Consider the following 14,925-nt stretch of genomic DNA (forward strand, 5'->3'; position numbering starts at 1 on the left):
CAGTCTAATCATTAAAAATCAAAATACAAAGGCGCTGATATGCTGGAATTTACAAAAAGAGCTAAAAGAGTCATCAACGAGATTGCTCAGGATGAGGCGAAGCGTCTTGGTAGCGACTATATCGGACCAGAGCACATTCTGCTTGGTCTTCTGAAAGAAGAAGATTCGGTCGCTATCAAAATCCTGAACAACCTCAACATTAACCTCAATGAATTGCGTAAAGAGGTAGAAAGAAGAACACGGGAAGCTTCCGGAGCCCTACTCATGGACGTAGCCGGTGGTCAAGATCGTTACCAAAAAATCATCGAACTCTCCAAAGAAGAGGCTAAACGTCTCAAACACAACTACGTAGGAACGGAACACATCCTTCTTGCGTTACTTAGAGATAATAACAACATTGCAGGTGGAGCTCTTTATTCTTTTAGCGTAAATTATAATGTTATAAAAAGCGAAATCTTGCGTTTGCTCGGAGCCCCTCCTACGAGTTCCGTAGGCGTAAGTTCCACCACACAACCAGGACCTCAGCCTCGTCAGGAAAAAACCAAAACTCCTATCCTAGACGAATTTGCTCGAGATTTAACTCAACTTGCCAGAGACAAAAAGTTAGACCCAGTTGTAGGAAGAGCTACTGAAATCCAAAGAGTGATTCAGATTCTTTCCAGAAAAACTAAAAACAACCCTGTTCTTGTAGGAGAATCCGGAGTTGGTAAAACCGCAATCGTAGAAGGTTTGGCTCTTGCAATTGTAGAAAAAAGTGTTCCCGATCTTTTATTCGAAAAAAGAGTTCTTTCTTTAGATCTTGCGTCTTTGATTGCTGGGACTAAATACAGAGGAGAATTTGAAGAACGTCTGAAAAAGATCATGAAAGAAATCACTTCTTCCACGAACATTATCATCTTTATAGACGAGCTTCATACTTTGATCGGAGCCGGTGCGGCGGAAGGAGCTGTAGATGCTGCTAATATTCTCAAACCTGCTTTAGCAAGAGGAGAATTACAATGTATCGGAGCCACTACAAGCTCTGAATATAGAAAATACATCGAAAAAGATTCCGCATTAGAAAGAAGATTCCAAGTCGTGAAAGTGGCGGAACCTTCCGTAGACGACGCGATCCAAATTTTACAAGGACTCAAAAAAGCGTACGAAACTCATCATAAGGTGAGATATTCTGATAAGGCTCTGGAACAATCTGTAAAACTTTCTCATAGATATATCAACGATCGTTACCTACCTGACAAAGCGATCGATATTATCGATGAAGCAGGAGCTAAAGCGCGTTTGGCGAATTGTGCTCGTCCACAAACGATCAAAGATCTGGAAGAAGAAATCAAATCTCTTGCTTATAAAAAAGAAGAACTAGTTCGCGCTCAAGAATATGAGAAAGCCGCCGGAGTTCGAGACGAAGTGAATCGTAAAAAACAAGCTATGGAAGAAAAACTTCGTTCTTGGCAAGAGAAGATGGAAGACTTTGCGGTCAACATCGAGGAAGACGACATTCTCTCCGTAATTTCTTTATGGACCGGTATTCCTTTGGAAAAAATGGAAGAATCCGAGTCAGATAAACTTCTTCGTTTAGAAGAAGAGTTGAAAAAACGAGTCGTAGGTCAAACAGAAGCGATTGAAAAAATTGCGAAAGCGGTACGTCGTGCTAGAACCGGTTTCAAAAGTGAAAGACGCCCTACCGGATCTTTTATTTTCCTAGGACCTACTGGAGTTGGTAAGACGGAACTAGCAAAAGCTCTCGCAAACTTTTTATTCGGCAACGACGACGCAATGCTTCGTGTAGATATGTCCGAATACATGGAACCTCACGCGGTAAGTCGTTTAATCGGAGCTCCTCCCGGTTATGTAGGTTATGACGACGGAGGTCAATTGACCGAGTTTGTTAGAAAAAGACCTTACTCCATCATCCTTTTGGATGAAATTGAAAAAGCTCATCACGATATTTTCAATATTCTACTTCAAATTATGGAAGAAGGAAACTTAACCGACACAAAAGGACGAAAAGTCAATTTCAGAGATACGATCATCATCATGACTTCCAATATCGGTGCAAAAGAAATTCAAGCCGGTGGAAGGCTTGGATTTGAGGATCGTAAAGACGAAGCGTTGAAATACAAGTCCGATCAAACCAGAGATCAACTAAAAAAGTATTTCAATCCAGAGTTCTTAAACCGTGTAGACGAAGTCATTTACTTCGGATCTCTCACCAAAGAAAATATAATGTCCATCATAGACATTATGGTGACCGATACGAACAAAAGGTTTCTTGAAAAAACGATTCAAGTTTCCATTACTCAAGCAGCAAAAGATCATATCATGGATATTGGCTACGACGAGAAATTTGGAGCGAGACCTCTTAGAAGAGTTTTCCAAAGAGAACTCGAAGACCACATGGCAGTCCAAACGCTCAAAGGGTCTTATAAGGAACCTACTAAAATCGAAATCGATTTTAAAGAAGGTAAACTTGAATTTATAGAAACTCCGTGGACTGACTATAAACCGGTTGATCCTAAGACCGGAGGGAACGACAATTCTTCCGGCAATCCTGAAAGGTCGGAAGAAATTGCCTTAGTCTAAGGATGCCTATACTCATCCCTGTATTGATTCTGATTTCCTATCTTCTGATTCGGAAGATTTGGTTTCATCTTAGGAAGATCAGAACCATTGCAGGGATCGAGAAAATTTCTCTCTGCGTTTTTTATCCTGATTTATTTCTTCCCGAAGTACGAGTCTTTTATAAGTATTACTTTCAAGGCGGAGTTTATTACGGCTCCGGATATATGCTTTTGACTGATTTTATCGGTCAGGAAGAATATTCTATCTATCGAAATGCAGATGGTCTTCCTGTTCTTGAAATGGAAGATCAGATCGTTCTTTCCGAAGAACAGATTGAGCATTTTCTGATGCAAAAGTATCCGAGTATCATTGTTTATATTGATCCTGTGGAACCGTTTCATTCTCTTATTGATTGTATTAATGCGAAGTCCATGAGTATGACCGCCTAAAATTTTTAGAAGAGTAATAGAATGTCAATTTGTAAGTTTCGATTTTTACAACATATCCGAACCTTAAATCCGCACCAAAATCGAAAAGGAAATTTGCAGAAGTTCCCACGGATTCAGTCTCCTAATCTCCGTTTTACGGTTTTAAGCGCTTTCTTCGCCCCGAAGTTTTTGTGTGAGTTCCCACATTTCTCTGAATTTTGGACAAACTTTTTATCAATGATATTAGACCGTGAAAACCGGTTCCATAACCGCGCGTTTCGATTTTCATCTTCACTATTAAAATCTACAAAACGATTCATCGGAAACAAAATGGCAGATATAAAAGGCGATATTTTTCGTTCCTTTAGGAATCAATGCTTATTTCTTTTATTGAGCATATTGATTTTAACCCATTCTCCCCTTCTATTGGCTCAAACAAACGAAGATTATTCTATAGCTCTCAAGGAATTCGAAGCCAAAAACTACGAGAAATCTCTGGAGATCATTCGAGTTCTGCATGAACAAGGAAAACGTTCTTACGAAACGCACTACCTCGCAGGACATTGTCATTTTGCTTTGGGAAGGACTAAGTCTGCGGGTTCACATTGGTCCGAAGCACTTTCAATAAAACCTGGAGATCCGGCGGTCAGTCTGGACTATTCCAGATTTCTTCTAAACAACGGAAGAGAAGACGACGGTTTATTAGTAATCGCTCGCGCGTACGAACTCAATCCGAGAAATAAAGACATACGTCTTCTTTTTGGAACGGCTCTTCTTTATAATGGTAAAGCAAGAGACGCTTTGAACATTACCGAAAAATTAAAGGCTGAGGATTCCAACGACTATCGTCCTTTGGTTTTGGAAGGTCAGATTTATTATTACCTCGGAAATATAGAAAAAGCAGAAGTCAGTTTGAAATGGGCTAACTCTCTTGTTCCAAATAACGCAAACGTGTTGAACAATCTAGCTCTGGTTTATGAGAAGGCATCTAATCAAGAAAATAAAAAAGGCAAATATGGAAACGCAAAGAATTTTTTGAATTCCGCAAAAGAACAGATTGAATCTGCCTTAAAATTAGAACCTGAGAATTCTCATTTTAAAGATAACTTAAGAAGAATCGAAGCCAAACTCAATGCACTCTCCAATAGCTGAACAAACAATTCTATTTAATACTTTAGGCTGTAGACTCAATTTTTTTGAGTCTGACGGTTTGTTCGCCTCTCTTTCTAAACACGGCTATCGCTCCGCAAAATTGGAAGAACATCCTGAAGTGGTAATCATCAATACGTGTACGGTAACCAATAAAGCAGATTCTAAAAATAGAAATACAATTCGAAACGCTATTAAAAAATTTCCAGGCTCTCAAATCTGGGTCACCGGTTGTTACGCGGAAACCGATCGAGAATCCATCGAAGCAATTCCAGGTGTAGCCGGAGTTGTAGGAAATACGGAAAAGTCCAAACTCCCAGCGATGATTTTAGAAAAAAAAGGTCTGGTCACTTCGGAAGAATTGATTCACATTTCTTATGATCGTTTTTCCTACTCGGACGTTTTACCTAACGGTCATACACGTGCTTATCTAAAAATCCAAGACGGTTGTAATCGTAAATGTTCTTATTGTAAAATTCCTCAGGCACGTGGACTCGGAGTCAGCCGGAGTTATCAAGACGTTTTAGATCAGGTTCGATTTCTACAGGATAACGGAGTCGGTGAAATTATTTTGACTGGCGTCAATCTAGGTTGGTATCGGGATTCCGAAAACAAAAAGGCATTCAATAAAATTCTTGGAGAAATATTAAGTATTTTAGAATATTCAAGAATTCGAATTTCTTCTATTGAACCTCCCGACGTCAGCAGTGAACTCGCAGAGTTGATGACTCACCCTCGTTTTACTCCGTTTCTTCATATTCCGCTACAAAGTGGAAACGCCGAAATTCTAAAGAAGATGAAACGCACTTATACTCCGGAAACTTTTCGAAAACGTGTGGAAATTACCAAAGAAAAAATTCCAAATTTATTTTTAGGAACAGACGTAATTGTAGGTTTTCCTGGCGAAACCGAAGAAATGTTTTTAGATTCGGTAAAAATGGTTCAAGATCTAGGTTTTGCTAAAATCCATACATTTCCTTTCTCAGTGAGAAGAAATACGTTAGCCGAAACATTTAAGGATTCGATTAGTAAAGAAATCAAAAAGAAAAGGGTTCGTTCTCTGAATGTTTTATCCAGAGAACTTCATAAAAATTATTCTTTGTCTGCAATCGGACAAGTACGGGAAGCAATTTTAGAACAAGGCGGAATGGCTGTAACTGACAACTATCTAAAAGTAAAACTGAACGAAGCCGAACTGAAACTACTCAAAGTAGGTCAATTCTTGAACGTGGAACTTATTCAGTACGAACCCGAAGCGGACAAAGAGGGAACGTTTTTCGGACGTGTGTTTCGTTAGATTGGAATATTTACTATAAGAACCTGTCCTCATCATTTTTAACACTGCAAGCCCTCACTAAGTGATGAGGAACCTTACAGCTTGATTTTTTTGAAAAGTAAAATAAGGTTCTGGAACGCGCCGTAAATTAGTATAACTCTTATTTTATTGCGTGCAATTTCCAAAAGACTTTTTATCTACGAGAACATGGCTAAATCTCATCCTATTACAATAGCTCTCTCTTAGTCTTTTTTTGATTTTTGCCTCTGTGTTTTTATGGATAGCGCGATATTGGAAAGAAAACGATTGGAATGATCCATTTTCAATCTATTTTCAGAACTTGGGTATTCTTGTGTTGTTCTGGTTGAGCGTCGTAGTTTCGATTTTCATACCGATTTTAATTGCCATAAAAAATCGTATGAATTTTCCAAAGTTTACGTTGCAAGCCTTTATCATTGTAGCCGCGATTTTGCCCTGGACTGAGATGTATTGGGGATCGACGTTTTATTACGGAGAAATACGAGATAAATCCGGGCTTCCATTGAACACGATTTTTTTTGGTCCTATTGGTAGTGGATTTGCTTTGTTCGCTTTATTTACGGAAGGTTTTTGGAAGGAGAAAGCGTTGCGTTTGAAGTTTATATTTTTTATTTTCGTCGTCATTTTCGAATTTTTGCTTTGGTTTATACTACGTCATCCTTGGAATATGATTCAGTCTTAAAATAACGTGAGTTCCACGTAATAAAATCTTGGCGAAGTGAAACTCAATACAATAACTTCTTTATAGTTTTACTTTTTGAATATTCAAAAATACAATTATTTCTAGAATATGTTTAATCCTAGAATAAGATTTGTTGAGGTTAAATGAAACTTTCTGACTTTAAACCAATTCTAGAAAATGAAGCTAAGTTTAAAGATTTAGTCCAAATATCTAAAATTAAGGGATTTGTTATTTGATTTAACAGGTTCTTCAAATTTGAAAAAACTAAAACCTTTCCTAATTGGATTGAAGACTACATTTCTTTTTTTAGTATAGTGACTGAAACCTTTGAAGAAAAAGAAATACTTTGGTATAAGTTTCTTGGGAACACATTTTTGTATTTTATCCTGGAAGAAGACAATCAGAACTATCTGAAACAACTTAAGAAATTAACTTCTTCGAAATCATCGGTCTAATCGTAAAGTAATGGATAAATATTGGATTCAATACAAGAATTATAAAAATAAAAATTCTAAAGGAGCCCAATTTCAATCGATCTTATCTTCGGGCAGAAATATCTCTACAAGCGCCTCATCTGTATTCAAAAATTCTAAAGTAAGATAACCTCCAAAAATTTTTAGCAAAGCGCTGTGAATTCTAAGCCCTTGTCCCGCCGATTCCAAAACCTGCGTTCCGCTTGTTTCGATCTTATTTTTGATACGGATTACAATTCCTTTTTTGTCTTCTTCATTTTTTAGGAATACGACTGAAATTTTTTTATACGTTGATTCATCCGAATATTTTACAGCGTTTCTAATGGATTCTCTACAAGCATAAAATAATATTTCCAAAACATCCGGTTTAGTAATTGGAAATCTATGTTTCAAGTCAGGATCAAAGTCCCAATAGAACCAAGACGTTTCAAATTCCGAACCAGTTAAACGAATTAAAGATTCTATCAAACCGAGCCTTTGAATCTCCATACCCGTATCCGGAAGTTCTCTCAAAAAATTAGAAACCCGTTTGTGTAAATTTGTAAGAAGTCGAATTTGTTCCGAAAATATTCCATCTTTCTTTAATTGAGAAAGTATCAAAATAGAAGAATGGATTTCCGGAAGAATTTCATCATGAAGAATTTGTCTTGTTTTATAGTCGGAAATTCTTTGCTCTTCTATATATTTCTTTTGTAAGGAACTTAAAGTAAGAGAATTACTTTCAACAAAAAGTGAAGCAAGTATCCAAGAAATCGCTGCTTTTGCAATTTCGATTTCTTCTTCCGCATATAAACCTCCATTTTCTTTTCGGCCTAAAAATAAAAACCCTTCTCCAGAGTGATCGTTTAATACTTTGAGACACAGAACAAAATCAGAAACGTTATTTTCCTCTAAATAAGTTATGTTTTCTTTTTCAAAAAATATATTTTGTTTTTTGAATATATTATAATCTATATTTTTAGTTTTTTCCAGAGCTATCGGATAAGTTAAAATCATATCCGCAACAAAAGGAATTCTACTCTCGCTGATAAACAAAGCAGAAGAAGTTTCTAAAATATCCGAACAAAGCATTTCAAAAGGTTTTTGAAACTTTTCCTTCGGACTTGAAATTACATTTTCAGTCGTAATAATAGAGTTTAGAATAGAACTTTTCGCAAGTCTAAGTTCTTTATTTTTTTTCAGTAGAAAAGTTCTGGAAACGTTGTAAACATAAGATCCGATTAAAAAAATTTCTATTTTAGAAAAACCTAAACTTGAAATTATAAAATATAAAAGAGTAATCAATAAAAATCCTAAATTGGTTCTTCTCCATTCTTGTCTTAAACCGATTTTAGGTAAAATTCTTCCCGTAAATATTTCATAGGAAATCAAAGCCTGTCCCAAAGTTAAAACAGAAACCGAAACTAAAAATTGTATCCCGATTAAAAAAACATAAAAAGGAATTGGATCTAGAAATAATTTAAGAATCGGATCTTCTATAATTCCAATTCCTCCGCCTAAAAATAGAAAAAACACAAGTACAACAACTCCCAAAAGAAGCAAGGAAATCGTTTTAAGATAAGGAACTGCTTTGTTTTTAGCAATTTCAGGTAGAATTTTTTTTGAAGTCTGAAAAGAAAAAAGACCTATAACCGGAACGGAAATACAAATTAGTATATAAAAAAGATAAGAAAGACGAAAAGAAAAAGGCACTGCATTCCAAAAATTGAATATAGATATATCAATCGAAAACTTCCGACTCCAGTTTAAAAAGAAAATGATCGCAAATATCTGAGAAGACAATAGAAGTAAAATGAAAAGTTTATAATAACCTATCCTAGCAAAATAAGCTTTTATACTTCGATCGTTCAAATCCGTAAAAAATAAATCCAATACATTCGTTTTCCAAAAACCGATCGGAAAATTTTGAGATATGTCGTGATTTTCTTCTGCTTTTAAAAAACCCAAGAACCAAACGACTATAAAAAACCAGCCGAAAGGAATCAGAATCAATCCGAAAATTCCTGGAAAAAAATATATTGCAGGATAATTCAAAATCTTTAAAATTCCAGATTCTCCGATCCAAGAAAAAAATCCGAATAACACAGATACTACGATCAAGATCGTAATCGTAAAAGTCGCTGGCCAATTTCTTTTTTCCAAATTGACTATGGTAGTAGACGCAAGCCAAAAAAGAATTGAAGATAAATAGAAAAATACGGAGCAAATTAAAATTTCCAAATTAAAGTTCAATATTTGATTCCCACCGAATCCACTCCCCGGACCCATTTCTGTAATATACATTCCCGTCTTCCTCCCACTGAAGAAAACGGTTTTCTCTTACGATCAACGCGGCTCTTGTTCTCGCCACTTTTTCATCGGAACTAGATTCGTTTAAATCCCAAGCCGCGTAGATTTGTCCGTTGATTCTACTAATCGTTCTTTTATCTTTAAAACCCAAACGAGCGGCGATTTGTTCGTTGTTTAATCCTTCGCCTAACATTTTTGCTACGATCTTTTCATTTGGTTCTAAAATTGCCATTGGAGAATTTTCATCCTGATCTTTCACTTCCACGATCCTGGTTTCTATTTCAGGATCGATAAAACTTTTACCTTCGTAGGCAAGTTTGATCAATGGAACTATCATCTGAGGTAAAAGATAATTCGACTTTCGGACGTATGCATAATGACTTAAAATTCCGGCTTTGCGAAAGGCACGAAAATATTCATCGCTGTCTTGTATTGAATAGATGACTACAGGTTTTCTAGGATATTCTTTTCGAATCGCAACTATGGTTTCAATTCCGCTTAACGTTCCGGCTAACCTTACATCTGCAAGCAATACGTCGAACTCGTTTTTTAATGCAAATTCTATCGCGTCTTCCCCTTTTGCACAATCGTAGGAAATTTTCAGTTGTGTAAATTCTTTCAGACCTTTTATGAGAGACTTTCGTAACCTTTCGTTGTCTTCTACGATCAATAGATTTAATACTTTTTCTTTCATAGATGAAAGACCAGATTTTATGTTTTTTTACTAAACTGTGTCAAGCACTTGAGTGCTTTAGAATTTGCACACGAGAGGATGTATTCTTTCAAAAATTTTTATATATTCTCAAATATGAAAAGAATCATTGAAATCGTTTTATCCACCCTTGCTTTAATTTTATTCTCTCCAATTTTGATCGGAGTAAGTTTTTTAATTCTTTTAATCAATGGCCTTCCGGTTTTCTTTTTTCAGGAACGACTCGGCCTTTTGAAACGACCATTTCGAATTTTAAAATTTAGAACTATGAAAGATGGAAGAGTTACGAACCTAGGTTATTGGTTGAGAAAAACCGGCATTGATGAACTCCCTCAAATTTGGAACATCTTAATCGGAGATATGGGAATCCTTGGCCCAAGACCACTTACACAATTTGACGTAGATCGTTTAAATTGGAACGGAAAATTTCACGAAATGCGTTGGTCCATTCCTCCAGGTATCACAGGACTTTCGCAGTTGTATTCCGGCATGGGAGCGCGTGTTTCTTTTTGTTTCGATCGCTCTTACATAAAATTAAAAAATTCTAATCTTAATATTTATATAATTCTATTGACTTTCTTGATGAATCTATTTGGTAAAAATAGAATTCGGGAAAAACTCAAATCAAAACTTAAAACTAGAAAAAACAAAATTCAATGGAAACATTGGAGAAATCATTTTAAAAAAAACGAAAATCGCACCTTGCCTAAAATCGATTTTGAAACTTTAGAACTTAATTCGAATGAAATGCGATCAATCGCCTACTCGCTCGCCATATTTCAGTTAGGTGAATCTGGAGAAGGTAGAATTGCAAAAGAAATAGACAAAACAATTCTTTTCGGAATTGACGATTTTTACAGAGAAGCGTTAAAACTTTTTGTAAAAGAAGAAGGTAGGCACGCCAGAATTTTAGGCGAATGTATTCGAGCTCTCAAAGGAGAATTGCTCCAATCCAATTGGACGGAAAAGTTATTCCATTTTGGTAGAAGATTGCTCGGAATCCGTTTGAAGTTAATGGTTCTGCTTGCCGCGGAAGTTGTAGGAATCTGCTTTTATAAAAAACTTTCTGAAAAAATTCCAAACGGATTTATAAAATCCGCCTTACTTGAAATTGTAAAAGACGAAGAAAAACATCTTAGATTTCACGGCGATTTTTTTAGAATTCGAGTCAGAAACGTTTTGACAAAGTTGGTTTTTAGACTGTTATGGAGACTTGTCTCGTTTGCGGCTTGTATCACCGTGATTTTGGATCACAGAAAAACATTTGTTATATTAGGAATTTCTAATTGGAAAACTTTTCTGAAATTTCAAGAGATCGCAAAATCAACTGAAGAATTTATCATTGAGGGTCTGAATTGGAAACTGAATCAGACTTTTCGTTCATAAAAATAATTATAAAAAGAACGCCTCTATATAACAGAGTTGTTGAAAAATTCCATAGTGGCGTTTAACAAAACTAATTCAATTGCTCGTTTCCATGAAAATTCACGATTTGTTAAATATGAAACTCAGTAAATTTTATATTCTCGTGGACGAAGTGCCTATGAAGGATTTTGAATTTTCCAAAACGTTCTCCGAATCGATCGAGCTAAAACAAAAAGCGGAACAAGACGCGCTTAGAGCTAAAAACGAATTGGAAAGGGTTAAGATCGAGGCGGAACAACAGATCGTAAACGCACGAGCGGAAGCAGAAACGTTAAGACTAAAATCACAACAGATCACTCCGATGATGGTAGAAATGGAACGGTAAATATCCCGATACGTATTTGGGAAATGGGCTCAATACTCTCTTTCAATTAAAATAATCCGGTCAAGACGCCGGCAATTCCCCGGCGTTGTTAAGCGACTTTGTATTATTAAGACCAAATGAATTCTTCCTTCCTTTGAGGTATGTATGAAAGATCATAAAATGAAGATAATCATCATTTTGACCTTATTCTTTCTTTTTCTAATGATAATGTTGCGTTTTTTACATTTCATCCCATCTTGGAAGAATTTTTTCACATGGATTAACCATTTTCTATTCGTAATAAATATTATTTTATTCTCATATATTGTATTTCAAGTTGGAAAGGTTTTTGGGAAATTATCCAAGTTGGTAATAATTTGTTTGACTATGTTGGGCCTTTTTTATTTTTCCTTCATTTTCATTTTAAACGAATTAGGAGAAGCCGAAGATCCCAGATGTAACATAGATAAAATCACCGAGTACCCGATAGGGAAATACCCTAAAACGTTATTCGTCATCCGCCGTAGTTGTACTGCGAACGTGGATCTTAAAATTCGAGAAGGTTGGTTTCCGATTTGGGAAAGCGTAAATTTTGTAGAAAGCGATAGTGAACATTCTCAAATCATTGAAATATCAGATCCATACGGAAACTACTTCGGTTATGACCCTATTCAAAATAATTTTTGGCACATTTTAAAATAAGCTCAATTGAAAATGAATCCTTCTAAAAATTCCAACTTGATCCTTCCATTCTATTGTAAAAAGAATAGAGTTGTTGAAAAATTAATTCTTGATCTGTTTGTATTGGATTGAAATGGACAATTGAAGCAATTTTACGAATCTTCACTATGGAATTTTTCAACAACTCTAATATGATAAAATTTATGTTTAAAATTTTTTTCGTTTTGTTCTTTATTTTCGGATTTTTCAAATCCTTATTTGCAGACGTTCATCCCTGCGCCGCGAACTTTAAATTCAATCAAATTTCAAAAAACGGATTCTCCTTTGTTGATCTTAAATCTACCAATCCGAAACTTTCCACAATCGCAGTCCAATTTGAAGAAGCTGATTCTTTTGTAGACGGACTTGCCCTTATAAAACTAGAAGGAAAATACGGTTATATCGATAAATCAGGAAAACTTGTCATCAAACCGCAGTTTGGCGAAGCGTATTCTTTTTCGGAAGGCCTGGCTCTTGTTAAAATTCAAGGTTCAAACGGATATATTAATCGAAATGGTAATCTTGTGATCCAAACTCAGTTTGAACATTCCGGTTTTTTTTCGGAAGGTTTGGCTTTTGTTAAATCCGGAGCAAAATTCGGATATATCGACAAAACCGGATCAATGGTGATTCAGCCTCAGTTTGAATCTGCATCCGATTTTTCGGAAGGTTTAGCTTCAGTAAGAATTATAGATCGATGGGGTTTTATAAACAGATCAGGACAAATCGTAATTAAACCTCAGTTTCAATTTCCCGCCTCCTTTTCGGATGGTATTGCGGCAGTAACCAAAAATAGAATCGATTTTTATATTGATAAGAATGGTAACCAAACGACAACTCCTCAATTTAAAGATTTTTTTTCTTTTTCTAAAGATCTGATTCCGATTTTAATAGAAAAAAAATGGGGTTATATGGATCGAAAATATTCCATCGTTATCAAACCCCAATTTGAAGAAGCGGGTTCTATTTCTTCTAATCAAATGGTAAGGGTTAAAATTCGAGGCAAGTGGGGATTCATTAACTTTTCCGAATGTTTAAAAAAAGTTCCCAAAGAATAAAATAAATCTTAACATTTATTTTTTATAATATTATATATTCTTTAAATTTTATATACTTGAATTATTCCGAACGCCAATAAAGGCAAAACTCTTTAGTTCTCTTCCCAAAATCCAAATGCCGACTCATAGAGAAGTGTTTGCTGAGTGGACTTCGAACGACTCTGAGATTGAATTTCATAAAAATGTAGGAACTACCACAATCTAAAAAAATAGAAGTTTATAACAATTACTACTCGGACACATAAATAGAATACTTGGGTTAGATTGTTTCAAAAATTTGAATGTTTTAGTCCTGCTCTAAAATGCCGTAAATCCCGAATTTGTGGTATTTTTTAAGTACCACTATTTTTTCGCAAATTCGGCCGTTAATAAACTTGGCATTATTTTCATGCATCCGAATAGTAAATCTGCCGTGTTCAAAGTGTGGGAACTAACACAAAACCTAGGTTTGTTTGTAAAATAATATAGGAACTCTCGCAAACCACGATTTTACGAACAAATTCTAGAATTGTAGGAACTCATTCTTTTAAAAAATTTTTTCTCACTTTTTTACGTCGAACTCACAATATATTCGTTTTTTTGAATCTTCTTTTCTACAGACGGTAGTAATTTTTATTCTAGAAAATCCCCGCGCAAAGGATCGAAGCGGGGTCAAGTTATTGGTTTTTTTGTTTTTTCATATTTTGATTAGATTATTTTGCAATAACTTGACCGGAGCTGAGAGCCTGGTGCTTTGGCCGTTTCCAATCGACTTTTTTGTTTTTCGTAAAAGTTAGCCCAAAGCATGCGCCCGCTTTTTATTTTTAATAAGGAAGTTCTTTAAAATGGATTGTGGAAAAGTTATTTTATAGATTCATTTTTTGTTTAGCATTTGATCGCCAAACAAGAGTTTTACGATCAAATCTAAATCTTAAGACGTTATATTTGGATTTGATGGAGGTTTTCTAAATTTTAAAGTCTCAAATTTGTTTTTAAGACCGAATGAATTCTTCCGTTGTATCTTCTTCTTCTCTGAGATCGTAAAAACTATATTCGAAATTTTTTCCCGCTACAACTTCAAGACCATATACGTATTCCGAAATTCTTACGTTTTTTACTATGTCTAAATGATAAAGTTCGGCTAAGAATTTCATTTTGTCTAAGGAAATCTTATCGTTGATTTTCGGTCCGATCGAATATTCATTTTTCATCCAATCTAATACGATCAGCTTGCCTCCTTTTTTTATGGAACGTATAAGTCCGTCCATTGCAAGCCCCGGATCCGGAAACGTGGATAATACCAATGATGCAAATACTGCATCGGGCGCAGGTATCCACTCTGGTAACAAAGGATGGTCCGACTTTTCAATGAAGAACGGCGTAAAGTTTGAAATCTCTTCTCTATTTTTCCAATGAAGCACTTCATCCAGTAAATCCTGCTGATACTCCGCTCCCCAAAGCCAAGCGTCTTTTGGTAGTTGTTTTTTGAGTTCCAAGGTGAAATAACCTAGTCCCATTCCAAAATCTACTAGGTTTATGACTTCTTTCAAATTGAAGTGCTTAAATACGATCTCAGGTGGTGTGAGTTCTCTACGTTTACTAGAAATCAGAAAATTCTGATATTCTAGGTTTTCATAATAATCCAGACCGCTCATTTTCTTATTGGATTATGTCTATCTATTCTTTCAGAAATGTCAAATCGGAAATTTTTATTGTGGTAGTTCCCACAATTTACAACAAAAGTCTAGACTTCTTCTGCAAAATTTAAGATATGCGAGTTCCCTCAGTTTAACAAAAAATCCGCCTTCTTCGATAAAACCTAAAACTAGTTT

11 protein-coding genes and 1 pseudogene are annotated in these 14,925 nt (G+C 35.4%); 9 read left to right on the top strand and 3 right to left on the bottom strand.

Translation table 11 applies throughout. The features are described from left to right. Nucleotides 1-39 precede the first annotated feature (39 nt). The 5 genes and pseudogenes from LEP1GSC049_RS218580 (at nt 40) to LEP1GSC049_RS2000000229035 (ending at nt 6,133) form a co-directional block, all read left to right on the top strand. Entirely contained in the window at nt 40-2,580 is a 2,541-nt protein-coding gene (locus tag LEP1GSC049_RS218580; protein WP_016560613.1) for an ATP-dependent Clp protease ATP-binding subunit, read from the top strand. A 2-nt stretch (nt 2,581-2,582) separates the two neighbouring features. Then, nucleotides 2,583-3,008 (top strand): hypothetical protein, encoded by a 426-nt coding sequence (locus tag LEP1GSC049_RS218575; RefSeq protein ID WP_004755259.1) that lies wholly within the window; start codon nt 2,583-2,585, stop codon nt 3,006-3,008. Nucleotides 3,009-3,224: 216 nt separating this feature from the next. Further along, complete coding sequence (locus LEP1GSC049_RS218570; protein ID WP_025186033.1) at nt 3,225-4,139, top strand: tetratricopeptide repeat protein; 915 nt, start codon at nt 3,225-3,227, stop codon at nt 4,137-4,139. Further along, nucleotides 4,120-5,433, top strand: coding sequence for a tRNA (N(6)-L-threonylcarbamoyladenosine(37)-C(2))-methylthiotransferase MtaB (gene mtaB / locus LEP1GSC049_RS218565; RefSeq protein WP_004758001.1), 1,314 nt, complete (start codon nt 4,120-4,122; stop codon nt 5,431-5,433). Before LEP1GSC049_RS218570 ends, mtaB begins: the two co-directional genes overlap by 20 nt. 147 nt (nt 5,434-5,580) lie before the next feature. Continuing rightward, nucleotides 5,581-6,133, top strand: a pseudogene (locus LEP1GSC049_RS2000000229035) (hypothetical protein). A gap of 527 nt (nt 6,134-6,660) precedes the next feature. Here LEP1GSC049_RS2000000229035 and LEP1GSC049_RS218555 read toward each other — a convergent pair. Further along, the gene (locus tag LEP1GSC049_RS218555) at nt 6,661-8,838 is read right to left on the bottom strand and encodes a sensor histidine kinase (protein ID WP_016560574.1); all 2,178 of its coding nucleotides are present in this window, start codon (nt 8,836-8,838) and stop codon (nt 6,661-6,663) included. Next, nucleotides 8,828-9,589 (bottom strand): response regulator transcription factor, encoded by a 762-nt coding sequence (locus LEP1GSC049_RS218550; protein WP_004755312.1) that lies wholly within the window; start codon nt 9,587-9,589, stop codon nt 8,828-8,830. Before LEP1GSC049_RS218550 ends, LEP1GSC049_RS218555 begins: the two co-directional genes overlap by 11 nt. A gap of 78 nt (nt 9,590-9,667) precedes the next feature. Here LEP1GSC049_RS218550 and LEP1GSC049_RS218545 point away from each other — a divergent pair, with 78 nt between their 5' ends. The 4 genes from LEP1GSC049_RS218545 to LEP1GSC049_RS218535 all read left to right on the top strand — a co-directional run bounded on the left by LEP1GSC049_RS218545 (nt 9,668) and on the right by LEP1GSC049_RS218535 (nt 13,114). Continuing rightward, nucleotides 9,668-10,993 carry a sugar transferase gene (locus tag LEP1GSC049_RS218545; RefSeq protein WP_004757983.1) on the top strand — a complete coding sequence of 442 codons (1,326 nt, stop codon included), beginning with the start codon at nt 9,668-9,670 and terminating at the stop codon, nt 10,991-10,993. A gap of 115 nt (nt 10,994-11,108) precedes the next feature. Then, nucleotides 11,109-11,357, top strand: a complete 249-nt coding sequence (locus LEP1GSC049_RS2000000228225) for an SPFH domain-containing protein (RefSeq protein WP_004755068.1) — start codon at nt 11,109-11,111, stop codon at nt 11,355-11,357. A 144-nt stretch (nt 11,358-11,501) separates the two neighbouring features. After that, nucleotides 11,502-12,038, top strand: a complete 537-nt coding sequence (locus LEP1GSC049_RS218540; RefSeq protein WP_025186034.1) for a hypothetical protein — start codon at nt 11,502-11,504, stop codon at nt 12,036-12,038. Nucleotides 12,039-12,220: 182 nt separating this feature from the next. Next, a complete protein-coding gene (locus tag LEP1GSC049_RS218535) occupies nt 12,221-13,114 on the top strand; it encodes a WG repeat-containing protein (protein ID WP_004776881.1) in 894 nt (297 codons plus the stop codon). Between the two features lie 971 nt (nt 13,115-14,085). On the opposite strand, the gene LEP1GSC049_RS218530 is transcribed toward LEP1GSC049_RS218535, so the two are convergent. After that, nucleotides 14,086-14,748, bottom strand: a complete 663-nt coding sequence (locus tag LEP1GSC049_RS218530) for a class I SAM-dependent methyltransferase (RefSeq protein WP_004753993.1) — start codon at nt 14,746-14,748, stop codon at nt 14,086-14,088. Nucleotides 14,749-14,925: the final 177 nt, after the last annotated feature.

It is taken from the genome of Leptospira kirschneri serovar Cynopteri str. 3522 CT (assembly GCF_000243695.2).
Lineage (GTDB): Bacteria > Spirochaetota > Leptospiria > Leptospirales > Leptospiraceae > Leptospira > Leptospira kirschneri.

Bases quoted from the DNA above. Each gene is read 5' to 3' on its own strand.
- LEP1GSC049_RS218580 (WP_016560613.1), top strand. From the start codon at position 40: ATGCTGGAATTTACAAAAAGAGCTAAAAGAGTCATCAACGAGATTGCT.
- LEP1GSC049_RS218575 (WP_004755259.1), top strand. From the start codon at position 2,583: ATGCCTATACTCATCCCTGTATTGATTCTGATTTCCTATCTTCTGATT.
- LEP1GSC049_RS218570 (WP_025186033.1), top strand. From the start codon at position 3,225: ATGATATTAGACCGTGAAAACCGGTTCCATAACCGCGCGTTTCGATTT.
- mtaB (WP_004758001.1), top strand. From the start codon at position 4,120: ATGCACTCTCCAATAGCTGAACAAACAATTCTATTTAATACTTTAGGC.
- LEP1GSC049_RS218550 (WP_004755312.1), bottom strand. From the start codon at position 9,589: ATGAAAGAAAAAGTATTAAATCTATTGATCGTAGAAGACAACGAAAGG.
- LEP1GSC049_RS218545 (WP_004757983.1), top strand. From the start codon at position 9,668: ATGTATTCTTTCAAAAATTTTTATATATTCTCAAATATGAAAAGAATC.
- LEP1GSC049_RS2000000228225 (WP_004755068.1), top strand. From the start codon at position 11,109: ATGAAACTCAGTAAATTTTATATTCTCGTGGACGAAGTGCCTATGAAG.
- LEP1GSC049_RS218540 (WP_025186034.1), top strand. From the start codon at position 11,502: ATGAAAGATCATAAAATGAAGATAATCATCATTTTGACCTTATTCTTT.
- LEP1GSC049_RS218535 (WP_004776881.1), top strand. From the start codon at position 12,221: ATGTTTAAAATTTTTTTCGTTTTGTTCTTTATTTTCGGATTTTTCAAA.
- LEP1GSC049_RS218530 (WP_004753993.1), bottom strand. From the start codon at position 14,748: ATGAGCGGTCTGGATTATTATGAAAACCTAGAATATCAGAATTTTCTG.